The organism is Curvibacter sp. EU05-FHT14A10, assembly GCF_058791075.1.
On the sequence record NZ_JBYTDE010000003.1, the window covers coordinates 311,571 to 337,007 of the forward strand.

A 25,437-nucleotide genomic window follows, 5' to 3' on the forward strand; every position below is an offset into this window, starting at 1 on the left:
ATCAGTCCGCCGGAATTTGAAACCAGGGCGGCCGCCTGCGCCGCTACGCTGGCGCCTGCCTGTTGCCGGTAGTCCCGGGGTCGCGGCGCAGACGCTCCCTGGACGTCAGCTTTGCGACCGAGTTTGTCGGCCCTCTCGGCCGAGCCCTGCCGGCGCGAGCGAGGTGAGCTTTGACGTCGGTGATGACTTCCAAAAATGACCAGGGCAAACGCTCTGATGGCCGACGAGCGGCTTTGCTGGTGGTGGCTGCAGGCGTCTCGGCGGCCCTGCATGTGGCCAAGCTGGCGCCCGCCATTCCCTTGTTGCGTGCCGAATTGGGCTTGTCGCTGTTGCAGGCGGGCTTTTTGCTGTCGGCGGTGCAAATGGCTTCTATGTTGCTGGGCGCCTTGTTGGGCCTGTTTGCTGACCAATGGGGCTTGCGTCGTTGCCTTTTGATCGGCCTGGGGCTGCTGGTGGCTTCCAGCACCTTGGGCCCCGCCGTGCATGAAGCCGGCTTCATGCTGTTCCTTCGAGCGCTGGAGGGTGTTGGGTTCCTGCTCGTCTTCATGCCTTGTGCGGGCTTGATTCGCCAGTTGGTCAGTGCCCACGATCTGCCTTTCATGCTGGGTGTGTTCGGTATCTGCATGCCGCTGGCCACCGCCTTGGCTTTGTTGGGGGGGCCGCTGCTGCTGCCCCTGATGGGGTGGCCGCAGTGGTGGTGGCTGATGGCCGCGGTGTCGGCGGCGATGGCTGTGGCCGCCCTGGTCTGGGTGCCCTCGGACGCCACCCGGGCGCGTTGGGCAGGGCCGGCCGCTGGATTGGGTGCCACCCCGCCAAAAGCAAGCCGGCCCGGGTTGATGCAGGGTTTGGGCGTGCTGCGGCTGACCTTGTCCAGTGCGGGGCCGTGGCTGGTCGCGCTGACCTTTGCCTTCTATGCCTCGCAGTGGCAGGCCGTCATGGGGTTTTTGCCCTCGATCTATGCGTCTTCTGATCTGGGGGTGGGCTTGACGGCCATGCTCACGGCCTTGGCTGCGGCGGCCAACATTGTGGGCAATCTGGCCGCCGGGGCCCTGTTGCAGCGTGGCGTGCCTGCCGCCAGGGTGCTGACCTGGGGCTTTGCCAGCATGGCCGTGGGTGCCTGGCTTACCTTCGAGGCCTTCTGGCCCTTGCCTGCGGCACTGCGCTATGCGGCCTTGCTGGGCTTTTCGATGATGGGGGGGTTGATCCCTGGCAGCCTTTTTTCTTTGGCCGTGCGCCTGGCTCCGCGTGAGAACGCCATCTCGACCACCGTTGGCTGGATGACCCAATGCTCTGCCTTGGGGCAATTTGCCGGCCCACCGTTGGTGGGCTGGGTGGCCGGCCTGGCCGGAGGCTGGCAATGGACCTGGGCTGTCACGGGGGGCTGCTGCCTGGTGGGTTTGCTGCTGTCGCAACGCATCGCGCGCCGCCTGGCCTTGTCGTGAGCGCGCGGCAAAGTTGAGGTGACGCGCAGGCGGCCACCTCAAGTCGTGGCAACATTCCGGGCATGAACATTTCCATGTCTTCTCTTTCGCCTCGGTCGTCGACCGCTGCGGGTCTGGCCTGCCGTCGCTGGGCCCTGGTGGGCCTGTGCCTGTTGAGCAGTGTGGCCTGGGCGGCGACCAAGCCCGCCCATCCCCACGCCGCCCCCAAGCCGGCTGAGGCCAAGGCGGCCAAGGCGCCAGCCAGTTGCCCGCCGCTGCCGGCACCTTTCTCTCCGGAACTGTTCAGCCAGGCCGCTGAACATGCTGCCGACCGTGGTTTTCTCTGGAAGATCACCAAGGGTGACCACAGCTCCTATCTGTACGGTACCTTCCATGCCGGCAAGGCCGATTGGATGGCCCCGGGCCCCAAGATCCAGCAGGCACTGAGCGATACCGAGGTGACGGGCATCGAGATCAACCCACTGGACCCGGCCATCCAGCGTGAAATGGCCACCGTCATCCAAGGCGTGAAGCGCAACCTGCCGGCCGAGTTGCAGGCTCGCCTCAAGACCCGCTGGCTGGCGGAATGCCTGCCCGAGGCCGCCCTGGGCTCGGCCCCGCCCGAGATCCAGGCCCTCAGTCTGACCTTTTTGGCGGGCCGTCGCGATGGCCTGCAGCCCAGCTTTGGCACCGAGATCATGCTGGCCGTGCTGGCGCGCAGCACCGACCGTCCGGTGGTGTCGCTGGAGTCGGCCTCCGGCCAGTTGGCGGTGCTGCTGGGCAGCAACGATGCCGAGGCGGCCAACCTGGTCAACCGCACCCTGACCGAGATCGAACGTGGGCAGACCCGGCGCCTGCTGTCGCGTGTGGCCCAGATCTGGGAGCAGGGCGACCTGGATGCACTGGAGCACTACGCCGACTGGTGCGACTGCCTCAAGACGCCGCAGGACCGCAGCCAGATGAAGAAGCTGATGGATGACCGCAACCCGGCCCTGGCCGACCGCGTGGACGGCCTGCACAGCGACGGCAAGAAGGTGTTTGCCGCCGTGGGTTCCCTGCACATGGTGGGCCCGACCGGCCTGCCCAAGCTGCTGGAGCAGCGCGGCTACCAAGTGGAGCGCCTGCGCTGAGGCTGCCGGCCCCAACCCTGGTTGGCGTCCGTGATGGCATGGGGTATCTGATCAGGGATTGTCCTGTTGACGAGTGGGCGGGAATTACTGGTTCTGGGCAAAATTTTTAAGCCCGGCCTAGAATCAATGTCAGGTATCACCATGCGCCTGTCGCCGGGCCCGGGGTGAGTCCGCCACCTGATGGCAGGGCGGCGGGCTGCGCCCGGCCCTGGAGGCAGCCGTGTTTGACGGAGGCCTGTTATGAACAAGTGGCTGCGCCTGATCCAGGATCGCCTGAGTGCGTTGTCGACGCCCCTGATGCTGCAATTGCCCTCCGGGGAGTGCCTGGGGCCTGCCGATGCGCCAGTGGCCCTGTGCTTGGAAGATTCACGCAGTTTGATCGACCTGGCGCTGGGCCGCATCGGCATGGTGGGCCAGGCGATTGTGGAGGGCCGCATCCGTGTGCAGGGCAGCATGCGCGAGGTGATGCGTGTGGCAGCCGACCTGCTGCGCCATAACCCGTCGGACGTCGCCTCGGCGGGCCTGTCTCGTCGCCTGATGCAGCGTTGGCAGTCGGCTGCAGCCCACACGTTGAGTCGGGATCGGGCCCAGATCCAGTTCCACTATGACCTGTCGGATGCATTTTTTGCGCTGTGGCTGGACCCGCGGCGCGTCTACTCTTGCGCCTACTACCGCCGTGCCGACCTGAGTCTGGCCGAGGCGCAGGAAGCCAAGCTGGCACTGATCTGTCGCAAGCTGCAACTGCGGCCGGGCGAGCGTTTCCTGGACATCGGTTGTGGCTGGGGCGGCTTGCTGTTGTGGGCGGCCCAGCAGCACGGCGTGCTGGCCACCGGCATCACGCTCTCGCGCCACCAGCAAGCCCATGTGCAGGCCCGCATCGACGCCCTGGGGCTGGGCTCGCGTGTGCAGGTGCTGCTGTGCGACTACCGCGAACTGCCGGCAGAGGAAACCTTTGACAAAGTGGCTTCCGTGGGCATGTTCGAGCATGTGGGACGAGCTCAATTGCCGGACTACTTTGTCCAAGTGGCCCGACGGGTGCGCCCGGGCGGCCTGGTCCTGAACCACGGCATCACGGCCGGGGGGACCGACAACCTGCAACTGGGGGCCGGCATGGGCGAGTTCATCGAAAAGTACATCTTTCCAGGGGGTGAACTGGTGCACGTCAGCACGGTTTTGCGAGATGCAGCCCGCGCTGGGCTTGAGATGGTGGACACCGAGAACCTGCGCCCCCATTACGCCAAAACCCTGTGGGCCTGGTCTGACGGCCTGGAGGCACGGCTGGACGAGGCGCGCGAGGTGCTGGGCGGCTCACTCGCGGGTGAGCAGGTCGAGCGCACCTTGCGCGCCTACCGGCTTTACCTGGCGGGCTCGGCGCTGGCTTTTGAACAGGGCTGGATCGCCCTGCACCAGGTGCTGGCCATCCGGCCCGCGCCGGGCTTGGCCGACGAGCCCCTGGTTGGGGCCCGTTCGAGCTACCCGTTCAACCGTGCCTACATGTACGAGGCCTGAGAACTCAGGCGCGCTCAGTCGGCCAGTGTGTACAGCGGCACGTCCTGTTCTACCGCCAGGCGTTCCAGTTGGTCGCGGGTCTGGCTGCCGACGAAGGCAGCGACAGCGCGGTGCACCTCGGGGGTCAACATGGCTTTCAAGTCAGCGGCGTCGATGCCGGCCGCGCGGCACAGCGATTGGGCAAAGTGGGGCTCGAGCGCCGCCAGCGCCACCCGACCATCAAGACAGCGGTAGACCCGGTAGCCGGCGTGGGCTCCCCCCACGGCCCCCTCAGGGCGGGTCAGGCCCCAATGACGGGGCAGGGCCAGCCAGGCGGCGGCCTGGCTCAAGGCCACTTCACGCCGACTGCCGATGCCGCTGTGCATCCGCTGGAGCAGGCATTGCAGCACGGCCTCGCTGGCCTGCAAGGCACCGGCCATGTCGGCAAACAGGGTGGGGGGCAGCTCGAGGCTGGGCACCAGACCGGCCTCGGCCAGGTAGGTCAGGTCGTGGCCGGGCTCTTCGGCTCGCTCACCGGGCGCCCCCACGATCTCGACCAGCGACAGTCGAGGGTAGCGCGCCTGCAACTCGGGCCAGGCCAGGCCCAGCTTGCGCAGGGCCGAGGGGCGAAACGAGGTGATCAACACATCGGTGCTGGCCAGCTCGGCATGCAGCGTGGCCTGCCCTTCGGGGGTTTTGAGGTCGGCATGCAGGGTGCGCAGGCCCGCGTGCATGGTCTGGTAGGCCTCGGGGTTGTAAGCTCCCATGGGATCGGCGGGCACGCCGTGGCGAGGCGGGGGCTCGAGTTTGGTGCAGCTGGCCCCCATGTCGCGGCAACGCATCAGCGCGGCTGGGCCGGGCAGGTTCAAGGCCAGGCTGAGAATGCGCGTGCCTTGCAAGGTGTTGGTGTTTGTCTGGCTCATGGATGTGTGTCTCCCAAATGTCGGCCATCAATACCGCAGCTTGCCGGTGGCATCCACCACGCTCATTTCGACCCATTGGCTGCCGGTATTGCCTTTGCTGAAGTTGACCCTGAAGCCGCCGAAGTCCAGCTCGCCCGCGGCGTGCAGGGCGTCGGCCAGGGCTTCGGGGTGGTTGCCCTTGGCGCGCCGCAAGGCTTCGACCAGCACGCGTGCGCTCAGGTATCCCTCCAGCTGGAAGGCGGTGTAGGGCTTGGCCTCAGGCGCATAGCGGGCCATCGTGGCCTGGAACTCGGCCTGCAGGGGCAGGCCGCGGCCATTGGGATTGGGAAAGGTTTGCGCGATGCCCACACCGCGGGAAGCCGCCTCGCCCGCCACCTTGACCAGCAAAGGGGCCGACAGGTAAGACAAGGCCATGATGGATCGTCCGTAGCCGGCCTCGCGCAGCTGCTTGACGGCATCGGCCATGAATTTTGGCGAACCGATCACGATCACGGACTGAGGCGCCGCAGCCTGAGTGGCTTGGGCGGCGATTTTCAGGCTGTCGTCGTTGTGCTGGGCCTGGCTGCCTTCGATGGTCTTGTAGCCAAAGCCTGGGGCCAGCTCTTTGATCGCCGCCAAGCCTTGCACGCCAATGGGCAGGTCTTGATGCAGCACGTGCACCGTGCTCACGCCCAGGGTGCGCCCATGCTCAAGCATGCGGGCGTATTGGTCGCGGTCGCTGGCCCGCACATGGAACAGCCGGGCATGGCCGGGCTTGCGCAGCACGTCGGCCCCGGGCACGGCGTTGACCACGATGAGATTGGCGTTGTCCAGCAGGTTCTCACGCACTACCGCGCTCAGGGCCGCCGATCCGATGGGCGTCAGCAAGGCCACGGGCTTGCGCTCCAGCGCCTGGGGCAGGGCCGCCTTGAAGCCGTCGGCGGTAAATCGGTCGTCCAGGGTGAACAGCGTGATCTTGCGGCCGTTGATGCCGCCGCCGCGGTTGATCTGCTCGAAGTAGGCCTTGGCGCCCGTGTTGATGTCGGGCGCATCGGGCGAGGGCAGGCCGGTGAAGGGGCCGATCTGGGCCACCACGATGTCGTCGGCGGCCTGGGCGGTGGTGAACAGGCTGCACGCCAGCCAGGCTGCCACAGGCAGCCAGCGGCGCGCAACCCGGCCTGCGGTGGGCAGGTCAAGGCGCATGTTGTTGTCTCCGAATTGCTATCGGAGTGAACTATACCGGCTGACTGTCAGATCCAGGCGCCGGTCGCTTTGAGCCCGCTTCAGTTCGAATGAACCATGGGCAGGCCCACGTAGTTTTCGGCCAGCGAGGTCGAGGCGGCCTCGGAGTGGATCAGGTAGTCGAGTTCGGCTTCCTGGATCTTCTGGCCGAACTCGCCGGTCTCGGGGAAACGGTGCATCAGCGAGGTGAACCACCACGAGAAGCGCTCGGCCTTCCAGATGCGGCTCAGACAGCGGGCCGAGTAATGGTCGATGCCGGCGGCGCTGTGCTCGCGGTAGTGCTCGATCAGCGCGCCCGACAGGTAACCCACGTCGGAGGCGGCGAGGTTCAGGCCCTTGGCGCCGGTGGGGGGCACGATGTGCGCGGCGTCGCCCGCCAGGAACAGGCGGCCAAAGCGCATCGGCTCGGCCACAAAGCTGCGCAGCGGGGCGATGCTCATTTCCAGGGACGGGCCCGTCACCAGGCGTTCGCGGGCGGCCGGGTCCAGGCGGCGGGCCAACTCTTCCCAGAACAGGGCGTCGGTCCAGTTCTCCACCTTGTCTTCGGAGGGCACCTGCAGGTAGTAGCGGCTGCGGGTGTGGCTGCGCATGCTGCACAGGGCAAAGCCGCGCGGTGTGTTGGCGTAGATCAGCTCGTCGGACACCGGGGGCACATCGGCCAGCACACCCAGCCAGCCAAAGGGGTAGACCTTCTCGTACTCATGGATCGCGCCGGCCGGCACGCTGGCCCGCGACACGCCGTGGTAGCCGTCGCAGCCGGCAATGAAATCGCACTCGATCTCGTGCGTCACGCCGTCCTTCACATAGCGCACGCGCGGCTGGGTGCCATCGAAATCATGCAGGCTGACCTGGCTGGCTTCGTACACGGTGCTCAGGCCGGCAGCAGCACGGGCTTCCATCAGGTCGCGGGTGACCTCGGTCTGGCCATAGACCATCACCTGCTTGCCGCCGGTGAGCTTGTGCATGTCGATGCGGTGGCGCTCGCCCTTGAACAGCAACTCGATGCCGTGGTGGGGCAAGCCCTCGGCATGGGCACGCTGGGCCACGCCGGCCTGCTCCAGCAGGTCCATGGTGATCTGTTCGAGCACACCGGCACGGATGCGGCTGAGCACGTAGTCGCCGCTTTGGCGCTCAACGATGACGTTGTCAATGCCGGCCTTGTGCAGCAGTTGACCGAGCAGCAGGCCGGAGGGGCCGGCGCCGATGATGGCGACTTGGGTACGCATGAGGGTCTCCTTGGGGATCTCGGTGGTGGGTGATGGGTTGTCCGCAAGCGTAAAAGTCTGTGTCTGCCCCGGGTAGGGCTGGCGGCATGGCTTTGTGCGATCAATGAGCAGTTTGTGCGATGATCGCGCAACATTGATCTGAATCAACCTGTGGCCTCCGTGTGGCCGCCGTCCCCCCATGATTGCCAAAGCAGATTTCATCGAAGGCATGGCCAAAGGCATGGCCGTGCTGGAGAGCTTCGACACCGAGCGCCAGCGCCTGAATGCCACGCTGGCTGCCCAGCGCGCCGGCATCACCCGCGCCGCGGCGCGCCGCCACCTGCTGACCCTGGAGCACCTGGGCTATCTGGAAAGCGATGGCAGCTATTTCTGGCTGGCCCCCAAGGTGCTGCGCTTTTCGGGCAGCTACCTGGCCTCGGCCCGGCTGCCACGCGTGATGCAGCCCACGCTGAACCGCCTGGCCGCGCAGACCCAGCAGTCGTTCTCGGCCGTGGTGCTGGAGGGCGACGAGGTGGTCATCGTGGCGCGCAGCGGGGTGTATGGCTCGCCAACCCGTCTGCTGGCCTATGGCCTGCACCTGGGCGCGCGCTTGCCGGCCCATGCCACCTCCACTGGCCGGGTGCTGCTGGCGGCGCTGGCACCGGCCGAGCTGAGTGCCTGGCTCAAAGACCGTACCCTGGCGCGCCTGACCCCCCAGACCACGGTGCAGCCCACGGCCTTGCGCAAGCTGTTGCGCCAGGTGCGCGAAGACGATTTCTGCCTCGCCACCGAAGAGCACGAACTGGGCGTGCTGGCCCTGGCCGTGCCCTTGCGCAACATGCAGGGCGGCACCGTGGCTGCCCTGAACGTGGTGGCCTCACCCCAGGCGCATCCGCCCGAGACCCTGCATCAGACTTTGCTGCCGCTGTTGCAGGAGGCGGCGCGGGAGGTGAGGGCGCTGTTGTAAGACCTGTTGGCCAAGCCTGATGGCACTGCGCTCTGGCCTCCCGTGCTGCGCAGCATGTATCTGGAGCCTGCAGCGAATTGGGGCAGTGGCACCAACAACAACGCGTTCGTTGAATGGGGGGCCGCAATCACCCTGAAGAACCCCACCGACAGATCGAAATCTGTGCGACTCAAGTTCTGATGGTGGCCGCGACCGTCAGCTTGTACCCAAACCCTCGCACCGCCTTGATGACGTCGGGCCCGACATAGTCAGAGGTCATCTTTTGACGAAGTCGGCTGATGGTCACCGGCAGGTTCTCCCCTAGCCGATTCGTGTCCCGACTGGGGCACAGGCGCTGAATCAGCACGGCGGTGCTGAGCATGCGCTCGGGCGCAGATGCCAACTCGTAAAGTAGACGCGATTCGAGCAGCGTTAACTGAACGACAGTGCCTGACGGGAGAGTCAACCGCTGTTTTGGCATGTCCAGCTGCAAGCCGTTGGCGACCCGTCTCCTGATGCGGCGCGCCAAATTGGCGACAGCGGCCTCCAGTTCATCCAGGTTGGCTGGCTTGGTCAGATACACATCAGCGCCGTTTTGATACCCTGCGGCTTTGTCGGTTGACAAGGTCCTCGCGGTCAGCATGACCAGACCCATCTCTGGAAAAGAGTGCCGCATCCTGCGGCAGATGCTCAATCCATCTTCGATGGGCAAGTTCAGGTCAACGATCAACACATCAGCCGGGCGTTGCTTCAGCAGCGCTTCGAGAGCCTTGGCGTCATCGGCTCCCCGCACGTTGACACCTGGGGACTGCAAGAAGGCCACTAATTCTTCGCGGACCAGGTCATGGTCCTCGACCACAATGATTTCCAAAGAACCACTCAAATCAACAGCCTCTTTTAATCGCATGGCAGCCGGACCTCGAAAATGACTTGATCACCACCGTCAGGCAACGGCGACATCGAGTGACTGATCGTGCCGCCCTTGAGTTCGACAAGGCTTTTGACGAGGTACAGGCCCAGCCCTGAGCCCGTGCGTTGATGGGCGCCTTCGGCACGGTAGTATTTTTCGAACAGCTTCTTCGGATCGGGCGGGCCAGCCTTGCCGACTGTGTTGCCTATTCTCAGCAGCAACTGCCTGCCTGGAGCACCGTCCTGAAGAGCCACCTGCAGTTGAAGACTCACTTTTGAGCCCGCAGGTGAATAGCCCAAAGCGTTATCCAGAAGGTTGGCGACCACGATCTGAAACCCTTGCTCGTCCAGAAACACTGGCAGGGAACTCGGAGCGGTGATCTCCACCCTGCGTCCCTGGTCTTGGAGCGCTATCAGCTCGACCACGATAGCCAGCGCATCGAATTCGACCCGTTGTACGGACCAGCCTCCAGATTCGATCCTGTCCACCTGACGGCAGCGGTCCAATACCCTGTCCATGCCCTGTACAGCTGCCTGAATGTGGTCGAGGCGTTTCAATTGGTCGGGGGAGTGGGGCGTTGTCTGACGAAGCAGGTTCAATACCGCAAGCCGAATCGATGCCAGCGGGTTTTTTAGCTCATGCAGCAGCATGCTCAAAAAGCTCGTGCTGGCCGCCAACTGCTCTTGTTTTGCCCGTAACGTCAACTGTGCGGCAGCCACTTCACTCTTCAGTCGCCGCTTGGCCTCGATGTCAAGTTGATCGCGTCGTGTCAGCACCAAGTGTTGAGAGACCGATCCGAACAGGTTAATCAACAATGCCGGGTACAAATGCCAGATGGTCATTGGCATCAAGCCGAGCAAGGGCAGCACAAAGAACATCAGGTAGAGCGTCTGAGTTAGATAAAGGATGCGGATCATCCAGCGCAGCCGTTGGTCCTGGATCTTGAAAACACATGCCACCACGGAGCCCAAGATCGTACTCACCAGTAGCATATTCGAGTTCAAGCTCATGGCCAATCGGGCCTGTTCATGCCCATGCCAGATCCACAACAGTTGCACGGGAAACGCCAGCGTGCAGCAGGCATATAGCAGCACCGCCCAGCGAGGGGCGCCAAAGTTTTTGACGAATACCGTGTAGTAGATCAGGCCTACGAAAAGGTGCCCGCACAAGACTGTGGACATCCATGCATCCACGCCCTGGGGAGCGTCGGGCATCAGGTACTTGGAGGCAAGTCCCAAGTAGAACAAGGTGAGGATCAATGTGCCCATCTGGAATGCCAGATTGAGAGCCCATAGAAGGTCGCGTGTGATGATGAGGCGCAGCGTGGACATCCAGGCCAGCACAAGCACGACACCCAGGTACACACCCAGCCAAAGCAGCGTTCTTCCTTCAAACTCGAGTGCCCTGTTCTGGGTTCGGACTGTCACATACAGCGCGTGAGTGCTGGTGGTGGTCAAGCGCACATAAAAGACGGTGGACTCGCTCAAAGAGGTGTCCAGAGTCAGGCTGTAGTTCAGAGTGGGCAGCTCTCGGCTTTGGAACGGGAAGCGGTCGCCTGTTCTTCTGATTGTCCAGTCTCCCAAACGCCCATCTGCTTCCCGACGTCGGCTGTAGAGCTGGATATCGTCAAGGTACATGGGCTGGATCGTGACCCACAAAGACTCTGCGGCAGAGGGGGGGACGATCACCCTCAACCAGGTGGCACCTGCTTTATAGCCGCGGGACACGATGGCGGGCGCGGGCTGGAAGGGCTGCTGCATCACGTCCTCGAAGCGAGCCTCGCCGGTGGGATCGGTCCATATGGCTCGCTGTACCTCGACCTGATCGCTTTGCGCAGCGTGGGTGAGCGCAGGCCATGCCACCAGAAGTATCAGCAGTGCCAGCCAAGGCGCTACACGGGCAAGACATGCTTTTAGAAAAGGCTGGACGTTCAGGGCGCCGAAGGCAAATGACATACGCGAACCCAGCTCCTTTGGGGATGGCAAATGGCGAACGGTAGAGGTCCGAAGACGTTGCAATAAAACGCAAACTTTCTCGGATCTCGATGGTTACAAACGGCGTGAATTCAATAACGTAAAACGCCACGGCACCCTTGACCTGCAACTGAGCGGCAGCCCTTTCAGTCCAATCCAGTGGATGGTCTTGGGAGCGCGATGTTAACGGAAGAGACCTTGGCCCTTAGCCCGCATGAACACTGATTCCGCCCATTGCTTTCGTTCACATCACTCATGGCACAAGGCCCATGGAACATGGACAGCCGTGGCTTTGGCTGCCTCGATGCTGTGCACTGTCAACATGGGGCTTGCCCAGGCCCAGGGCAGCACGAGCCCTGACCTGGCCGTCGAGTTGCAACGCCGCTATGAGGCACAAGAAGCGGCGGTTGCCCGGTATCTGGCGGCTCATCCAGAGGTTCAGCGCGAAGTGATCCGCGACGGGGTGCTGTACCGCATCGTGCGCATCGGCGCCGATGGCCAGCCCATCTACATCAAGAGCAAGGGGAGCAGCGTAGGTGCCCGCAGCAACGTGGAATCTGGCCAACTCATCAAGGCCGATTCGCTCTATCCGGGCGGCAGCCTCGGTGTGAACATCACGGGCCAGAACATGGTGGCTGACGTCTGGGAGCCTGGGGTGCCTCGAGCAACGCACGAGCTGTTGGCCGGCAAGGTCACCATCGAGGCCAACCAATTGGGCAGCACCACCGATTCGGCGCGCAACCATGCCACCCATGTGACCGGGACCATCATTGGCAAAGCTGGTCTGAGCGGCGATGGTGCCAGTGCCCAAGGCATTGCCTACAGCGCAAGCTCACGCAACTGGGATTCAGACAATGACACCACCGAGATGTACGCGGCCGGCCTGAGCGTGAACATGATGGTGGTATCCAACCATTCCTACGGCTACGCCAACGACAACACCATCCCGGTTTGGCAGTTCGGCGCCTACGACAGCGAATCGCGGACCTGGGACCAGGTGATCAGCTCGCTGGTCTACTACCAACCGTTTGTGGCGGCAGGCAATGAACAGCAAAGCAACGGCAACCCCACCAAAGGCGGGTACGACCTGATGACGGGCGCCAGTGCGGCCAAGAACGTGGTGACGGTCGGCGCGGTGAACGCCGACAAGAGCATGTCGGACTACAGCAACTGGGGGCCCACCGATGACGGCCGGCTCAAGCCCGAGATCGTGGCACGGGGTACCGGCATCAACTCGGCCACCGCCGCCAGCGACACGTCCTACAGCGGCAGCGGGGCCGCCTCCAGTGGCACCTCATATGCCACGCCGGCCGTCACGGCAGGCGCGCTGTTGCTGCAGCAGTATTACAGGGCCCGCTACGAACTCTTCTACATGCGCTCAGAGACCCTGCGGGCCCTGATGTTTGGGACCGCTGAGGATCTGGGGCGGCCCGGGCCCGATCACCAATTCGGCTGGGGACTGCTGGATGTGCAGAAGGCCGCCTCGGTCATCAAGCAGCGCACCACGCCCCAGGGAACCTCCGGCTGCACTAAAGATTACTTGGCTTCTGAGCTGAGGGGGGCGGTCATCGATGAGCTCGACGTCAACCCCAACAACAACGGGGCTGCGGCTTGCTACCGGACGGTGATTGCCCGGGGGGGAGGAGTGCCTTTGGTGATCAATGTGGCCTGGAACGATGACGCTGGCACGGAGCAGACGGCCGCCGACCCGGTGGACGACACCAGCTCTCGGGTCATCTACAACTTCGACATCGAAGTCTACGAGTTAGCGACAGGCAATACCTACCGCCCCTGGAAGATCCCGGACATGGCGCACCGCACTGACAACGCTACCCTGTCCACGTCGCTCTTTGACGACATGGGGCAGAACTTCAAGCAGGTGATCATCGCTAACCCCGTGGCCGACACCCAGTACCGGGTGATCTTCCGTAAGCACGCTACATCGCCTGCCGCGACAAAGAACCTTTCGATGGTCATCACGGGGACATCGATCATCAATGCTCGGGCGGAAATCCGCGGCACGCCCGCCGTGACCGGCACCGTGCAGGTGGGCCAGTCCTTGGCCGGCAGCTACCGCTACTGGGATTTCGAAGACGACGCCGAAGGTACAAGTACCTACCGCTGGGTGTGGGTTACTGCGGGAGGCCGAGGAGGGACCCAGACCACCATCCCCGGCGCCACCGCCCGCAACTACACCCCGGTGAGCACGGACCAAGGCAAAGTCCTGCGGTTCTGCGTGACCCCGGTGGCGGCGGTGGGCAACACCAGTGCAGGTGCAGAGGTCTGCACAGGCTCTACCGTGGCCGTGGCGGCCGCACCCCTCGTCAACGCCAGCTGCGGCAGCGCAGCCAATGTTGCCAGCGCCTACCTGCCTGCTGCCAATCTGTGCTCGGCGGGCACGGCGGGTGCCGTGAGCGCTGGCTCCAGCAGTTGGTCGTGGAGTTGCAGTGGCAGCGGCGGCGGCACTGCCAGCGTCTGCTCGGCCCCCTACAGTGCTGTGGCGGTGGGGGGCGCTGTGGGCGCCATCCAGGCCGCCACCAGCAACAACTGGCAGATCAGGTCGGCCAACTCGGGCTTTGTCGCCCCGCCCGCCGCCCCGCCCAATAACGTGACTTTTCCCCAAGGGGCCACCAAGGTGGTCCTGGACAGCGGCACCCCGGGCACCAGCGCCACGGTGACACTGCGCTTCAGCAGCATTCCGGCGGGGGCCCAACTCTACAAATATGGCAAAGAAAACGGCCTGGGTGATGTCAACAAATGGTTCGTCTACCCGGCCACCATCGATGCCGCTGCAGGCACGGTGACTTACACACTCACGGATGGACAGAGGGGCGACAACGACTGGACTCAGAACGGTGTGATTGACGACCCGGTGGCTCTGGGTGCTACATCCGGCGTTGCCGATGTCAATAGTGTTCCGTCGTTGTCGGAGTGGGGACAGGTATTGCTTGGCGTTCTTCTATTTGCAGCGTCGATGCTGACACTGCGCCGTCGCAAAAACTGAAGCACGCTGTTGCTCATTTCATGAAGCTCCTCAACCTAGCTTCCATGGTGGGCACCTGAAACGCCGTGGATGCTTTGGCAGATGACAACGCTCTGGTTGGTCCCAGACTCTAGTGACCTCCCAGAAGCATCCTTAGTGCTTACAGCATCGGGCGATGCGTCGCTCGCGGGCTGCGACAGTGCCTTGCGCACTGACCTTTCGAAATTCATCATCAAGCACAAGACCTGCTTGTAGAGATGGAACAAGGACTGTTGAACGACCGCGGGTTCAGCCTCGATGTGGAACGAGATGCGGGCGACACGGAGCCCTGTCGACACGGGACCAAGGCTAACTTGATGGTGGCGGGCACAGACCGTCGCCGCTGTTCCGTGGAGACGCGTAGTCAAGCAGGTGTTTGGATTTGAGGTCGCGCGCCAGGACCTTGTCGATTTCGTCCGCGATCTTGCAGTCGTTTTGCATCGTCGAGTGGCCCAGAACTGGGAGAAACACCAACTGTGCCGCGACGTGGGTGAGGACGAGCTTGCCCAGCCGTCCCTCCTCCCGCATGAGAAAATCGGGTTCATTTGCCAGTGCCACACGGCGTTTTTGTGGCCCCCTGTAGCACTGGCAGTTCAAATTGATCCCCAAAGCAGGTAAATCGACGTGAATCAGACAGGCACCCCAGGTGACGTTTTCAGAGGAGAGCAGCCCTCCCACAGCATGCACCGGCTGAGTGTCGCACCGATGATGGATTGGGCTGAATGAAATAATAAATCCAATGGAATCAATAGATTGGCTTCATTGTGATGGGCTGTGTAGCACTTTTGTGGGACTCGGGGCCTCAGGTTGGGCCCTGGGCTTCTGTGTCGTGACGGCAGATGTCGTGTCTATCATGGTCATGGGGTAGGACGTTTGGTATCACTTCGCTAGTGTCTGATGCTCCACTAGGCGCCTAAGGTCTGGCACGATGCCAACGTGCGGCGATACCTGCAATCGGCCATAAGTGGACGTTCAGACCTGCATGAGCATCATCGAAATCCTTCTTCATCGACTCAAAAGCGTTTTCTACTCATACGTCCTGTGAGCATGCGTATCCCTTCAATCCTCACAGCTATTTTCGTTTGGCTGGCAGCATCGCATGCTGCATTTGCCCGCGACCAGCATTTCTATGACGTAGCACGAAATTGTCGCGCGAATGTTGAAGTGCATCCCTTTAGCATTCGATTTTCCATTGATACACATTCAACTTTTGCATTTGTCGAAGACACGCCATTTACTCAATGCTTAGCCCAAGGAGCTGCCTCCAAGGATGACGATGGCAGTCAAAGGCGCTTGTCACTTGAGGCTAGCTTGGACGGGGCAGTCAATCAATGCCGCGAAAAATTTGGTTCTATTGGCGATTTCACCGTCGTTTTCATTCCTGAGTCTCAAGGGTACTTCAGCGTCCGAACAGGGCCGCAGGCCAACAAGACTCGCGCTTGCATCGCGATGCTGACCGGAACTATCCAGCCCTTTGGAGCCCAAAAATAAGCGTTGGGCAGAAAGCCGCAACTGAACCCCGCTGGCATTCCCATTGCGTCACTACTCAATTTTTCTCCAAGAAGCATGTCTACTTTGGGCCCATTGCGGAAGTACAAGTTTTCCGAAAGTGGCCATTCCTTCAGAAATTAGTACGCGGGAACCGCCATAACCGCGAGAACACACACCGACATTTCTCCAATCGCTTGCACAGCAAACGCCCATCGGCGACGCCAGACAGCCCAAGCAAGAAAGACGGCGGCGACCAGAAACGCCACAAAAAATAACTGCGGCCCAACATCGAGAACCATGACATCAAAGAAGTGCTGAAGTCCGCCCCATCTCGGTGGGAGACTAGGCAGGGCTAGCAATGTGGATGACCATGGAAGCAGCAATAACCCAACGCCTATCAGCATGGTGCTGACCCCGAGTCGAAGTTGTGGTTTCATCATTTAAATCAAGGGGCTGCTATTGGCCGGATGTGGCCGGTTGTCGCCGCCGGCACAAAATCTTTGCCGCCCGCGCTCAACGAGGAACACTAGCAACGATGCGGCCTCCATCGACAACAAGAACAGATGCCTGGTCGAGCCTCAATTCTCCAGCCGACGCTCGGTACATGGCCCATTTTGACGAAACCACTTTGAGACCGCCGAAGAGATCGTGCTCCTCTCTCAAATTAAGGCCGAATGCACAGGTAGCCCCACAATTCGTCCTGTACAGACGGAAAGCAGAACTGCCTGTTTGAACTTCACTAAGTAGTTCATATGAGCTGTCGGATGAACCCGGCGAAGGGGCCTCCAAAGCTGCGCAGCTCGAAATCAGGAGACATGGGACCACCATCAAACAAGCGAGTGTCATCCCAGTTCGGCGCACCCACGGCCTAGCTAGCGGGCGAGATAGCCAGAGAAGGAGAACCGGGACCAGAAGCACCCCAATCGCAACGGCCCAATAGTTGGCCGCGGGGCTTGCAAAACGCAATCGATAGGGCCAATCAAAAGTTGCCTGCAGGACGCTACCCAGGATGAGAGCCAACGCGAGAATCGCTACAACTTGGGTCCGTTGTTTGCAAGACCGAGGCTCAGGGGTTGTTTTCATCTGTCGCAAAGGCTCCCCATTTTTCCAGCTTAGCGAAGGAGTGACGGGAATGGCTGGTTCTGGCCGAATTCTGCCCCACATCGGAGGGCACTGGTGGTCCCGAAGCGGCTGTTCAATCCACCGCTCTTCTCAGAGAGCAAGGGTTCAAGCACCCCCGAAAAAGTCATTCATCAGCGTTTTCACACAGCCTCGGCCGAAATCGGGCATCGTAGCCGCTCGCGCTCACGGCGTTACCGCTTTTGCTATGTGGCCCGCTTGTGGGACCAGTGAATTGCCTGGCTCGCAAGCTGCCGCGCCGCTCTCACTGTGGCAGCACGTCGATCATCAAGGTATTCGGCCAAGTCTGTGAGGTGTACACCGCGTGCTGCCTTCTGTGAACCCGGGTCAATTCCTACCAGAGGGATCTTGATGTCATCGGCCGAAACCTTTCGTAGAAAATTCGCGATGCACAGGCGTGGGAAATAATCTTTCACCACGGAGGTGACGGGAATGACTGCTTGCGCGTTGTACTGCGCCATATGAAGGAAGGCCGTATTCATGGTGCAAGCTCCTAAAGGCTGATGTGCTCCACCTGACCACCGGCAGTCTGGTGCCTGGCCAAGAACTTCTTGAAGATGTTGTGTAACTCGATCCACGCTAGGTGCCTGAGCTGCTCTGTGACGCTATGGAACGATGAAGCGACTTATGTGTTGGCTTCGCTCGTTTCTGTGCTTGCACGTTGAGTGTATGCTTGCGGTTTAGCCCGGTGACGGCCATGGGCCACCCACGGCCCTTGGACACGCGGCAGAATTCAGTCAATAGCAGTCACCTCACACCTTCCTCCAATTCACACAAGTGCGCTCCAAATTGACATGAACATCAAATTTCTCAAGCTCGCAGGCTTAGGCCATTTCCTGCCTCGAATCGCCGCATGTGTGGTCCTGCCTCTCGCGCTGGGGGGCTGTGGAGCTTACGGGCCTGCCTTTAGCGAATCTAAGGCTCCAAGTCCTTCTCTAGGAGCGGTCTATGTATATCGTTTGCCAGCTTTTGCGGCTGGAGGGCTTACTCCGCCGATCCTGATTGACGGGGTTAAAGTTGCAGTAATGAAGAATGGCGGCTACCTTCGAAGAGAACTTGCACCCGGCCATCACACGGTTGTGGTCCAAAGTGCTCAACCGACAGGAGTTGATGTCAATATTGAGCCGGGCAAAACACTCTTTTTCCGGTACACCATAGAGCTAAGGAGTAGCGGGCTCTATGCGGTCCCGGGTAGTTTGGTTCGTTCGCTCGATAACATCCCGCCAGAAGTTGCGTTGGTCGAGCTACAAGAAACCAAGGCCCTTGAGTGAGAACGACGAACCCACTGCCCTATTGCGATGCGGGCGCGATTTAATGACTCTTTTGAAAACACTCACGGTTGCTGTTTTGTTGGCCAGCATGATTACAGGGTGTGCCACTCCCAGGTTAGTTGGGAAAGGGCGCATCCTTGAGGTTGCGGCCCTTGAGGAAGCGACGCTCCAGCAGCGCCGCAGTGATATGGCTATGGCACCCATCCTATTGCCGTACTTTACCCCAGTCGCGACACCATGGCGCTTGTACACCGTGCGGCTTCTTGACGGGAGAGACGTCAAGGCGAGGGCTGAAGGTCAGTTGCTGATCGGCACGTGTGTCACACTGCATGAGGTTGCAGAGCCTCCGCTGAAAACTGAAGATTTTGTCGTTAGGCTCACTCCGAGCGATGGCTGCTAGTAAAGGTTGACCGGTAACGGTCGAAGGCTAGGGCCTGTTAACGCAAACCACAGATCAGTACGAAATCGGACAACGTAGCATCTCGCGCTCACGGCGCTAGCCGCTTCGGCTATGTATCCCTCTTGTGGGACCAATGAGTCGGCTGACTCGAATGCTGCCGTGCCTCTTTCACTGCGGCGGCGCGTCGATCATCAAGGTATTCGGCCAAGTTTGTGAGGTGTATACCTCGGGCGGCCTTCTGCGAACTTGGCTCAATTCGCACCAGTGAAATCTTGATGTCGCCTGCCGAAACCTTGCTCAGAAAATTCTCGGTGGTTAGGTGAGGGAAGTAATCCTTCACCACTGATGCCACAGGAATCACGGCCTGAGCGATGTATTGGGCCATGAGCAGGAGGGCAATGTTTATGGGTTAAGGATTGCCTAACAACGACCTCCTTGAAAGCACCCTCGGTCATGAGAAATCTCAGTCAAGATCAGCGATGTTAGTGCGGCCCTCCGCAAGTGTTCGACGCCGAGGTGTGAGCGAAGCTCTGTTGAATTTTACGTACTGATACAAGTGTAATAATGGCTAGGCCGCCGCCATGGTGTGCGGTGGCCAGGAACCGGACCTAAGCCGGGTCTTGCCCTTAAATTCACAACGGTTTTGAAGCCATTCAATGAAAATTAATTATAGAATTATCGGTGTAGCTGTTTCTGTTTTGATGCTGACTGGCTGTGCTTCTGTCAATATGGCCAATAAGGAGGAAGCCGACAAGGCAAAGCAGTTCGCGGCTCCAAATTCAGGGAGCTCAGGTCTCTATGTATACCGAAATGGCCTTTTTGGAAGTGCGTTGAAGAAGGATATATGGATTGACGGTAAATGTCTTGGTGAGAGCGCATCCGATGTGTTCTTCTACACTCAGGTGGAAGGCGGCAAGAAGCACAAAATCGAAACCGAGTCGGAGTTTTCGCCCAACTCTCTGGAGGTCATTATGGACGTCGGAAAGAACTACTTTATTCGGCAGTACATTAAGATGGGCGCATTTGTGGCTGGAGCAGACTTGGAGCTGATCCCTGAGGAACAAGGCAAAGCCGATGTGGCCCGGTTGGGTCTGGCGCAGCCAGGGACGTGTAGCAAGTAAATCCTCCTCTTGAAGAATGGCAACGAAAACTCTATTGCCTTCTCCTCCCTCTTTGCAGAGCAGTTCCAAACTGTCGAGTCCAACGGCATCAAGGCAAATGGGGGAGTGAGGGCGGGTGATTGCTTGTGCAGCCAATCGATGCCGACGTATCAGTCGCAAATTCTGCGTTGTTAGCTTGTTGGCTATGTAGACCGTTTCTGAGACCAATGCACTGGTTGCCCAGCCAGTTGCCGAGCCTCTTTGACGGCTGCTGCACGTCGATCATCAAGGTATTCCGCCAGATCCGAGAGGTGCACACCACGCGCGGCCTTTTGAGACCCCGGTTCAATCCTCACCAGCGGGATCGTGATGTCGCCGGCCGAAACTTTGCGCAGAAAATTTTCGGTCGTTAGGTGGGGGAAGTAATCCTTCACCACGGCCGCAACCGGAATCACAGCTTGAGCGTTGTATTGCGCCATGAGCAGGAAGGCTGTGTTCATGAGTGGTGTCCTGAATCAAGCATAGGGTGAGCGAGGCGGCGTCGGGTTGGCTCCGAGGACGGATCGGCACACGCCAATTCGATAAACAGTGCAATAGCGGGGGCGCTCATTTCGCATCCTCCATCCGTCCGTTGCGGTAGTACAGCGCCTTACCCATTCGACTTGGCAGTGCAAATGCATCCATCGCCCTAGGCCGCGCATCAAAGGGCCGCAGCTCGGGGGCCTTGTAGGACTCGACCGACGCCCGACAAGCCGGTGCAGGCAGGAGTTGTGCTGTTTGCGGAGCAGCCCGCGTCGACACCACGGGAATGAGCGTGCGCGGCACCAGGTTGCCCTGGCCATTGGCCACGGCATTGACCGCCTCGAGGCCCCTCTTGGTGATGGCGTATCGAGCCGGCCGGCTCATGTCGACGCGGGCCACCGTGCCGCGCTTGACCATGCTGGCCACGCGAATGCCGGGTGCAGTGGTGCCGATGTGCTTCAGCTTACCGAACTCGTCCACCGTCAGCGGGCCATGCTCTTGCAGGTGCTTCAGGATGGCGATGGTGCTGGGTTGGTAGGTGGGACCCATCATGCTCAGGCCTCCGCGCGAAGCGCATGAAAGGTTTGAACAAACCGGTCCCGCCAGGTGGACCAGGGGCAATCGCGCCAACCCTCGAGCAGGTTGTCGGCGGCGGGCCGAACTTCGGCACCGGGCGTGTCCAAGATCGCCCAGGGCTCATGCTGGTCCGCATTCCAAAGCGTCAGATCCCGCCGCTCCGTGGCCAGGGCCACCAGATCGAAATGCCGGATCGTTGCCTTGTGCGCGGCAAAGGTTGACTGCAGCCCGTACCAGCGGCGCACCTGTACCGCGTGGACATGCTCAAAGCCATCCCACGCCCCCTGCAGGCTCCACTTCACCGGGCTGGCTATATCCCCCGTGAAAGCCTCGTGGGCGTCATGCATCAGGCAGGCCAGTTGCACGCTGGGGCTCAGGCCCTCGCGGGCGGCCAGGGCGCAGCACAGCAGGCTGTGCTCGGCCACGCTGTAGGGGCGCACCGCATGGCCCGTGAAGCGATTGATCTGCGCCAGGGCATGGGCAATGGTCTGAATCTCAAACCGGTTCACTGCCATGCCCACACCGGCCAGGTGGTGCTCGGCCCCGCGGGCCGTGATCATCCAGGTATCGGTTGCCATGGCTCAATCCTTCGGCACAGCCGATTCACCGGCCAGGGCGGCATAGGCCGCACCATCCACGAAGTCATCCGCGTTGAACTGGCCATTGCGGGCCGAAGCCGCAGACCGGGCCAGCTTCAGCACCTGCATGAAGGCCCAGCCCTGGCGCTCTGTCAGCGACGTACCCTCCAGGGCATTGAAGGCCGCCACGGTGGCCGCCATGCTGCGCTCTTGTTGGGCCCCTTCCGCGCTGGTGTCACGCAGCACACCACGGTCCTGGATCGTGGCCGCCGCGGTGCGCAAAAAGCTGTCAGCCGAGGCCAGCGCCATCGACTTTTGCAGCAAAACTGCCTGCGAAACAGGCAAAACGGCTTTCAAAGGGCGAGCGAGTCTCTTCTGTGTTGAAACAGACATGGGAAAACCTCCGAAGGGTTTACGCAGCGATCAGGGCTGCAGGGGGTTGGGAAGGGGTTGAGGAAGAGGGCAGCGCCTTGCGGCGTGGCGCCAGGGCCAGCCGCTTGGCGGTGGCATGCAGCTCGGCCGTGCGAAAGTCGCCTCGGCCGGTGTAGAAGACCCGGGGCCGCGACAGCACCACGTCCACGGGTTGGCCAGCCACCACCTGGGCGCCATGGCGGTGCCACCAGGCAGCGGCCTCACGGCCAGACCAGCGCACCAGCCAGCTCTCCACCTGGCGCGACTCAGAACCCAGGCGATCCAGCAGGCGCAGCGTGAGCTGAAACGTGCCGTCTGCAGCGGGGGCGACCAGAGGCCGCTGCTTGGCAACAAACATGGTCGAAGTGACGAGGGTGGGCATGGCGGGCCTCCAATGGTCAGTGAGGCGATCGGGGCGGCATGCTCCCCACGGCGGCAGGGGATGCCGCCTCGGTGCGCTCGAGCTTGGCCACCTCCACAGGGGCAGCACGGCGCTCATCGGCCACGGCCTCCATGGCCTCCAGCTCGCTGGGGCCCCACAGATGGGCGGTGCCCAGCACCAGGGCCATGACCAGCACGCACAAGCCATTGATCAAGGTGGTGCGGCTCATGGCGTCACCTCTACCAGGTTGCCAAAGTCATCGATCACGGCGGCCGTCACGCATTGCCAAAGCCGGCCGTGCTCATCCCACATCGACAGTTTCAGGAAATGGCGCAGGGCCGCCAGCGGCCAGCCAGAAGAGTGCTGCTCGCGCATCCGGTACCAGTAGCCCTGGGCGTTGTGGCCGAACTCAGATCCAGCGTTGTAGGTGCCCCACTTGAAGGTCAAACCAGGGCGCACGACGATGGCCTCTGCCAACAGCTCGCGAGAGGGCAGGGCGGCGGCAGTCATTCGCCACCCCCGACCCGATCCACGCACAGCACCGCCAGGCCAGTGGTGTGGTGGGCTGCAGCCTGGGCGCGGTCAGCGCTGGCGGCCTTGAGCTGGATGGTCGGCAGCTTGCCATCGGCGGCATGGCCTTGAACCTCGGAACGGTCCAGGTCCTTGGGGATCAGGGTTGCGCGGTAGCTGCGCAACGGTCGGATCTCGTTCGTGTGCATCGTTCACTCCTTTCCGCGTGGGTTGCGGTGTGGAGGGAAGTCTATTTCCAATAGACGATTGATGTCAATCTTGGGTAGATATTTTTCTATCTAAGATAGAGCTCACTTGTGGCTTTTACATTGAGTCGTTATCGCAAGTGAGCGCGCGGCTGGCAATGCGTCGGAGGGCATCGCGCAGGTTCGACATCTGATCAAAACACAAGTCGGTCTGAGCCAAACTAGCCGCTGCGCGCTATCAACGCAACACTGAGTAGGAGTCCGAAGCCGGGCCCGGGGGTGCCCTGGACTGTTTGGCAATTTTCCTGTTCTGGGACTGAAGATTCCTTGGTGGGCAGCATTTCTGCACCTTGAAAATACATCGGATGTGGCCGCGGCCTGCATCAGCTTTGATTCATCAGAAGATTTACATACAAAGACACAGCGAGTAGTCGAGGTGCTGTCGTAAAATTTTTGCCACACAGGGTCGGCCGGACACAGGAAGTCGCAAAGATGGTAAGTGGGCATTTAGCGTTGCGGCAGGACTGCAAAAGGCTGCCTGCCTACGCGACTTAGCTTGAGTGGTTGATTAGACGCCATTTCCTCCACGCTCATTGCCTGGTTCGTGCGGTAAGAATTCATCGGCGGCCGCTTGTAACTGTAGCCACCCCTTCTTATTAATCTCACTAGCGCTAATAGATAGACGTCTAAATGCCTTTGTTTGGTCATCTGACCTAACAGTGGTGTCTTGTGTCCATTTTGAGCGCCGGCAAAGCAATAGTTCAACTAGAATGCGCCAAAGCGCTACACCATATTTGAACTCACCAGTGGTTAATTGTGGAACCTTCGACTTAGTATTGCGCCAACCATTTTTGGAGCCGAGTAGGGCACTTACGGGAATCAATGTTGCTCCAAAATAGGCGGGTCGCTTCCCGGTTGTTGTGTAGTTTTCGTAATGCTGTTCATACGTTCCATACCCATAAATATTGCCGTCTAGCAAGGTGCGAGGAACGTATACGAGGAGAAAAGCAAGGTCGTCGCCCACCTCACTGCGTGCTAAAGCCAGTTGAGTCCTTAGCTTCTTCCATCCTGCTTTTGAATCACAGCGGAGTTTGCCGCTACTCGGATCCAAGACCTTTGCTTGAATCAGGCATCTTTTAGAGCCCAGTGGACTGGATACTATAAGTTCCAGATCTGCGCCGTTCTTCACCTCTTCTGCTGTGGTCGTCTTTGATAAAGTAAGTGTGAAGGGAGGCAATATAGGCCCAGCCCCCTGACTACTTGCTCCGCCCATGCCAAGCCAAATGCAGAGCATGTCGCACAACTCATCAGTTAGCGTGCGCTCATCAGTCTGAAAGATTTGTAGCTTGGCCGCCAGATGGGCGCCGACTGATTTGGCAGGATCGGGAATGTCTGATAGATAGACCGAGCGGGTGAATGTGGAGGCTGTCGGCATAATTTCTTCGATGAAGACTCGATTTTAATTTGTAGTTGGCAACGAGATGCTGAGAGTTGTGGTGTTCAAATGGATTTGAACGTACCTATGAAGTGCAATGGATTCAAGCTAGCAATTTATAAATCCATGCAGTTGCTTCATTCCTAAGCGCCTTGCAAGCTGGCGGTATACCTCAATCCTTTCAGTAATTTCTACTCTGGCTGCCACTTCGAGGCAGCTACCACTGCTGCGACTGGATATATCCATTCGATCTCATCCCGTTCGAGCGTCTTTCTGTGATTGCCGTTGACGGATTCAATGACGACCTCATGCAGTCGATCAATGATCAACTCTTTCACCATTTTTGATCCATCTTTCAGCGAGATCGCCACGTATTCGCCTGGAACGGGTCGCCCATTTGGCTCCACGATCACGAAAGACCCATGTCGGATGGCTGGATGCATACTGTCACCCTTTACGCGCAGGGCGTAGGCTTTGGGATCTGAACTGTACCCGTCAACGTAACCATCACCGTGCCCGCCAGGGTATTGAAGTTCTTCGTAGTAGCCGTCCGAGCCCATCTTTGCCGTCCCGACAACAGGAGTTCTGCGCGTGGTCTTCGGTGTGCCCGCTGGCTCGAATCCTTCCTGTTGCTCAATCAAGTCACCGGGCAGCGGGTACCCGGTCAATTCGTGAATCGCCATCACTTGGTCATAGCTGGGCTTGTTCTTGCCAGTTTCCCAGTGACCGATGGCACCTTTGCTGCGGCCGAGCTTCTCGCCCAACTGCTCCAGCGTTAGCTGCCCGCGTGCGGCTTTAACCCAGTCTTTCAGTTCCATTCGCTGATCGTATAGCTCAGGTAGACGCGCATGGTCTACGAATGATTGATGATTAGGTCTATCTAAAGTAGACTTATGGGAATTGCTGCTTGAAGGAAGTGACATGGAGCACCCCATTGATCGGGCTGGAAAGGTTGTTGGTTCGTTGGCTGAATTGGGTCGTCGCCTGGGGGTGACCCGAGGTGCCATCAATCATTGGAAGTTGCCGGGGCGCTTTACGCCGGCTGAGCATTGCCCCCGCATTGAACGAATGACTGGAGTTCGATGCGAGGAGCTGAATCCCGAGGTCGAATGGGCTGTGCTGCGAACTGCGCAGCCGGTCATTCTTGATTCCCCGGAATAAGGGCCGTGCATGCCC

The 25,437-nt window shown here is 60.6% G+C and carries 26 protein-coding genes; 9 read left to right on the top strand and 17 right to left on the bottom strand.

Going from position 1 to position 25,437, the window contains the following annotated elements; all coding sequences use genetic code 11:
- Window positions 1-182: 182 nt before the first annotated feature.
- From AC3WUT_RS07460 to AC3WUT_RS07470, 3 genes are all read left to right on the top strand, one after another.
- Window positions 183-1,442 (top strand): MFS transporter, encoded by a 1,260-nt coding sequence (locus tag AC3WUT_RS07460; protein WP_492346438.1) that lies wholly within the window; start codon window positions 183-185, stop codon window positions 1,440-1,442.
- 74 nt (window positions 1,443-1,516) lie between these two features.
- A complete protein-coding gene (locus AC3WUT_RS07465; RefSeq protein WP_492346439.1) occupies window positions 1,517-2,551 on the top strand; it encodes a TraB/GumN family protein in 1,035 nt (344 codons plus the stop codon).
- 240 nt (window positions 2,552-2,791) lie between these two features.
- Complete coding sequence (locus tag AC3WUT_RS07470) at window positions 2,792-4,060, top strand: class I SAM-dependent methyltransferase (RefSeq protein WP_492346440.1); 1,269 nt, start codon at window positions 2,792-2,794, stop codon at window positions 4,058-4,060.
- 14 nt (window positions 4,061-4,074) lie between these two features.
- On the opposite strand, the gene AC3WUT_RS07475 is transcribed toward AC3WUT_RS07470, so the two are convergent.
- From AC3WUT_RS07475 to pobA, 3 genes are all read right to left on the bottom strand, one after another.
- Window positions 4,075-4,962 (bottom strand): CoA transferase, encoded by an 888-nt coding sequence (locus AC3WUT_RS07475; RefSeq protein ID WP_492346441.1) that lies wholly within the window; start codon window positions 4,960-4,962, stop codon window positions 4,075-4,077.
- A 27-nt stretch (window positions 4,963-4,989) separates the two neighbouring features.
- Window positions 4,990-6,144: an ABC transporter substrate-binding protein gene (locus tag AC3WUT_RS07480; RefSeq protein WP_492346442.1), complete on the bottom strand. Its 1,155-nt coding sequence runs from the start codon at window positions 6,142-6,144 to the stop codon at window positions 4,990-4,992.
- Between the two features lie 80 nt (window positions 6,145-6,224).
- Window positions 6,225-7,409, bottom strand: a complete 1,185-nt coding sequence (gene pobA / locus AC3WUT_RS07485; protein WP_492346443.1) for a 4-hydroxybenzoate 3-monooxygenase — start codon at window positions 7,407-7,409, stop codon at window positions 6,225-6,227.
- Between the two features lie 178 nt (window positions 7,410-7,587).
- On the opposite strand from pobA, the gene AC3WUT_RS07490 reads away from it, so the two are divergent.
- Window positions 7,588-8,355, top strand: coding sequence for an IclR family transcriptional regulator domain-containing protein (locus AC3WUT_RS07490; protein ID WP_492346444.1), 768 nt, complete (start codon window positions 7,588-7,590; stop codon window positions 8,353-8,355).
- A 169-nt stretch (window positions 8,356-8,524) separates the two neighbouring features.
- Here AC3WUT_RS07490 and AC3WUT_RS07495 read toward each other — a convergent pair whose 3' ends face one another.
- Both AC3WUT_RS07495 and AC3WUT_RS07500 read right to left on the bottom strand, forming a co-directional pair.
- Complete coding sequence (locus AC3WUT_RS07495; protein WP_492346445.1) at window positions 8,525-9,241, bottom strand: response regulator transcription factor; 717 nt, start codon at window positions 9,239-9,241, stop codon at window positions 8,525-8,527.
- Window positions 9,232-11,199 (bottom strand): sensor histidine kinase, encoded by a 1,968-nt coding sequence (locus tag AC3WUT_RS07500; protein WP_492346446.1) that lies wholly within the window; start codon window positions 11,197-11,199, stop codon window positions 9,232-9,234. Before AC3WUT_RS07500 ends, AC3WUT_RS07495 begins: the two co-directional genes overlap by 10 nt.
- A gap of 304 nt (window positions 11,200-11,503) precedes the next feature.
- Here AC3WUT_RS07500 and AC3WUT_RS07505 point away from each other — a divergent pair, with 304 nt between their 5' ends.
- Window positions 11,504-14,221 (top strand): IPTL-CTERM sorting domain-containing protein, encoded by a 2,718-nt coding sequence (locus AC3WUT_RS07505; protein ID WP_492346447.1) that lies wholly within the window; start codon window positions 11,504-11,506, stop codon window positions 14,219-14,221.
- Between the two features lie 1,059 nt (window positions 14,222-15,280).
- A complete protein-coding gene (locus AC3WUT_RS07510; protein WP_492346448.1) occupies window positions 15,281-15,730 on the top strand; it encodes a hypothetical protein in 450 nt (149 codons plus the stop codon).
- Between the two features lie 1,325 nt (window positions 15,731-17,055).
- Here the strand turns inward: AC3WUT_RS07510 and AC3WUT_RS07515 are convergent.
- Window positions 17,056-17,352 carry a pyocin activator PrtN family protein gene (locus tag AC3WUT_RS07515; protein WP_492346449.1) on the bottom strand — a complete coding sequence of 99 codons (297 nt, stop codon included), beginning with the start codon at window positions 17,350-17,352 and terminating at the stop codon, window positions 17,056-17,058.
- Between the two features lie 312 nt (window positions 17,353-17,664).
- Here AC3WUT_RS07515 and AC3WUT_RS07520 point away from each other — a divergent pair, with 312 nt between their 5' ends.
- The gene (locus tag AC3WUT_RS07520; protein ID WP_492346450.1) at window positions 17,665-18,141 is read left to right on the top strand and encodes a DUF2846 domain-containing protein; all 477 of its coding nucleotides are present in this window, start codon (window positions 17,665-17,667) and stop codon (window positions 18,139-18,141) included.
- Window positions 18,142-18,650: 509 nt separating this feature from the next.
- Here AC3WUT_RS07520 and AC3WUT_RS07525 read toward each other — a convergent pair.
- Entirely contained in the window at window positions 18,651-18,926 is a 276-nt protein-coding gene (locus tag AC3WUT_RS07525; protein ID WP_492346451.1) for a pyocin activator PrtN family protein, read from the bottom strand.
- 271 nt (window positions 18,927-19,197) lie between these two features.
- Here AC3WUT_RS07525 and AC3WUT_RS07530 point away from each other — a divergent pair, with 271 nt between their 5' ends.
- Window positions 19,198-19,662, top strand: a complete 465-nt coding sequence (locus tag AC3WUT_RS07530) for a DUF2846 domain-containing protein (protein ID WP_492346452.1) — start codon at window positions 19,198-19,200, stop codon at window positions 19,660-19,662.
- Between the two features lie 182 nt (window positions 19,663-19,844).
- Here AC3WUT_RS07530 and AC3WUT_RS07535 read toward each other — a convergent pair whose 3' ends face one another.
- The 10 genes from AC3WUT_RS07535 to AC3WUT_RS07580 all read right to left on the bottom strand — a co-directional run bounded on the left by AC3WUT_RS07535 (window position 19,845) and on the right by AC3WUT_RS07580 (window position 25,079).
- Window positions 19,845-20,141: a pyocin activator PrtN family protein gene (locus AC3WUT_RS07535; protein ID WP_492346453.1), complete on the bottom strand. Its 297-nt coding sequence runs from the start codon at window positions 20,139-20,141 to the stop codon at window positions 19,845-19,847.
- Between the two features lie 106 nt (window positions 20,142-20,247).
- Window positions 20,248-20,715, bottom strand: coding sequence for a hypothetical protein (locus tag AC3WUT_RS07540; protein ID WP_492346454.1), 468 nt, complete (start codon window positions 20,713-20,715; stop codon window positions 20,248-20,250).
- Window positions 20,716-20,717: 2 nt separating this feature from the next.
- Window positions 20,718-21,317, bottom strand: coding sequence for a hypothetical protein (locus AC3WUT_RS07545; RefSeq protein WP_492346455.1), 600 nt, complete (start codon window positions 21,315-21,317; stop codon window positions 20,718-20,720).
- Between the two features lie 3 nt (window positions 21,318-21,320).
- Entirely contained in the window at window positions 21,321-21,626 is a 306-nt protein-coding gene (locus AC3WUT_RS07550) for a DUF6378 domain-containing protein (RefSeq protein ID WP_492346456.1), read from the bottom strand.
- A gap of 103 nt (window positions 21,627-21,729) precedes the next feature.
- Entirely contained in the window at window positions 21,730-22,110 is a 381-nt protein-coding gene (locus AC3WUT_RS07555; protein WP_492346457.1) for a hypothetical protein, read from the bottom strand.
- A gap of 16 nt (window positions 22,111-22,126) precedes the next feature.
- Window positions 22,127-22,339, bottom strand: a complete 213-nt coding sequence (locus tag AC3WUT_RS07560; protein ID WP_492346458.1) for a hypothetical protein — start codon at window positions 22,337-22,339, stop codon at window positions 22,127-22,129.
- On the bottom strand, window positions 22,336-22,620 hold the full coding sequence (locus AC3WUT_RS07565; RefSeq protein WP_492346459.1) for a hypothetical protein: 285 nt from the start codon (window positions 22,618-22,620) through the stop codon (window positions 22,336-22,338). The genes AC3WUT_RS07560 and AC3WUT_RS07565 overlap by 4 nt, the downstream gene beginning before the upstream one ends.
- On the bottom strand, window positions 22,617-22,829 hold the full coding sequence (locus tag AC3WUT_RS07570; protein WP_492346460.1) for a hypothetical protein: 213 nt from the start codon (window positions 22,827-22,829) through the stop codon (window positions 22,617-22,619). The genes AC3WUT_RS07565 and AC3WUT_RS07570 overlap by 4 nt, the downstream gene beginning before the upstream one ends.
- A 565-nt stretch (window positions 22,830-23,394) precedes the next feature.
- The gene (locus tag AC3WUT_RS07575; protein WP_492346461.1) at window positions 23,395-24,261 is read right to left on the bottom strand and encodes a hypothetical protein; all 867 of its coding nucleotides are present in this window, start codon (window positions 24,259-24,261) and stop codon (window positions 23,395-23,397) included.
- A gap of 191 nt (window positions 24,262-24,452) precedes the next feature.
- Window positions 24,453-25,079 (bottom strand): S24 family peptidase, encoded by a 627-nt coding sequence (locus tag AC3WUT_RS07580; protein WP_492346462.1) that lies wholly within the window; start codon window positions 25,077-25,079, stop codon window positions 24,453-24,455.
- Window positions 25,080-25,182: 103 nt separating this feature from the next.
- On the opposite strand from AC3WUT_RS07580, the gene AC3WUT_RS07585 reads away from it, so the two are divergent.
- Window positions 25,183-25,422: a transcriptional regulator gene (locus AC3WUT_RS07585; protein ID WP_492346463.1), complete on the top strand. Its 240-nt coding sequence runs from the start codon at window positions 25,183-25,185 to the stop codon at window positions 25,420-25,422.
- Window positions 25,423-25,437 lie beyond the last annotated feature (15 nt).

Bases quoted from the DNA above. Each gene is read 5' to 3' on its own strand.
- AC3WUT_RS07525 (WP_492346451.1), bottom strand. From the start codon at position 18,926: ATGGCCCAATACATCGCTCAGGCCGTGATTCCTGTGGCATCAGTGGTG.
- AC3WUT_RS07555 (WP_492346457.1), bottom strand. From the start codon at position 22,110: ATGCCCACCCTCGTCACTTCGACCATGTTTGTTGCCAAGCAGCGGCCT.
- AC3WUT_RS07465 (WP_492346439.1), top strand. From the start codon at position 1,517: ATGTCTTCTCTTTCGCCTCGGTCGTCGACCGCTGCGGGTCTGGCCTGC.
- AC3WUT_RS07480 (WP_492346442.1), bottom strand. From the start codon at position 6,144: ATGCGCCTTGACCTGCCCACCGCAGGCCGGGTTGCGCGCCGCTGGCTG.
- AC3WUT_RS07570 (WP_492346460.1), bottom strand. From the start codon at position 22,829: ATGCACACGAACGAGATCCGACCGTTGCGCAGCTACCGCGCAACCCTG.
- AC3WUT_RS07490 (WP_492346444.1), top strand. From the start codon at position 7,588: ATGATTGCCAAAGCAGATTTCATCGAAGGCATGGCCAAAGGCATGGCC.
- AC3WUT_RS07460 (WP_492346438.1), top strand. From the start codon at position 183: ATGACTTCCAAAAATGACCAGGGCAAACGCTCTGATGGCCGACGAGCG.
- AC3WUT_RS07520 (WP_492346450.1), top strand. From the start codon at position 17,665: ATGAACATCAAATTTCTCAAGCTCGCAGGCTTAGGCCATTTCCTGCCT.
- AC3WUT_RS07575 (WP_492346461.1), bottom strand. From the start codon at position 24,261: ATGCCGACAGCCTCCACATTCACCCGCTCGGTCTATCTATCAGACATT.
- pobA (WP_492346443.1), bottom strand. From the start codon at position 7,409: ATGCGTACCCAAGTCGCCATCATCGGCGCCGGCCCCTCCGGCCTGCTG.
- AC3WUT_RS07500 (WP_492346446.1), bottom strand. From the start codon at position 11,199: ATGTCATTTGCCTTCGGCGCCCTGAACGTCCAGCCTTTTCTAAAAGCA.
- AC3WUT_RS07545 (WP_492346455.1), bottom strand. From the start codon at position 21,317: ATGGCAACCGATACCTGGATGATCACGGCCCGCGGGGCCGAGCACCAC.
- AC3WUT_RS07540 (WP_492346454.1), bottom strand. From the start codon at position 20,715: ATGATGGGTCCCACCTACCAACCCAGCACCATCGCCATCCTGAAGCAC.
- AC3WUT_RS07580 (WP_492346462.1), bottom strand. From the start codon at position 25,079: ATGGAACTGAAAGACTGGGTTAAAGCCGCACGCGGGCAGCTAACGCTG.
- AC3WUT_RS07550 (WP_492346456.1), bottom strand. From the start codon at position 21,626: ATGGCGCTGGCCTCGGCTGACAGCTTTTTGCGCACCGCGGCGGCCACG.
- AC3WUT_RS07585 (WP_492346463.1), top strand. From the start codon at position 25,183: ATGGAGCACCCCATTGATCGGGCTGGAAAGGTTGTTGGTTCGTTGGCT.
- AC3WUT_RS07560 (WP_492346458.1), bottom strand. From the start codon at position 22,339: ATGAGCCGCACCACCTTGATCAATGGCTTGTGCGTGCTGGTCATGGCC.
- AC3WUT_RS07475 (WP_492346441.1), bottom strand. From the start codon at position 4,962: ATGAGCCAGACAAACACCAACACCTTGCAAGGCACGCGCATTCTCAGC.
- AC3WUT_RS07515 (WP_492346449.1), bottom strand. From the start codon at position 17,352: ATGAATACGGCCTTCCTTCATATGGCGCAGTACAACGCGCAAGCAGTC.
- AC3WUT_RS07530 (WP_492346452.1), top strand. From the start codon at position 19,198: ATGAAAATTAATTATAGAATTATCGGTGTAGCTGTTTCTGTTTTGATG.
- AC3WUT_RS07495 (WP_492346445.1), bottom strand. From the start codon at position 9,241: ATGCGATTAAAAGAGGCTGTTGATTTGAGTGGTTCTTTGGAAATCATT.
- AC3WUT_RS07535 (WP_492346453.1), bottom strand. From the start codon at position 20,141: ATGAACACAGCCTTCCTGCTCATGGCGCAATACAACGCTCAAGCTGTG.
- AC3WUT_RS07565 (WP_492346459.1), bottom strand. From the start codon at position 22,620: ATGACTGCCGCCGCCCTGCCCTCTCGCGAGCTGTTGGCAGAGGCCATC.
- AC3WUT_RS07470 (WP_492346440.1), top strand. From the start codon at position 2,792: ATGAACAAGTGGCTGCGCCTGATCCAGGATCGCCTGAGTGCGTTGTCG.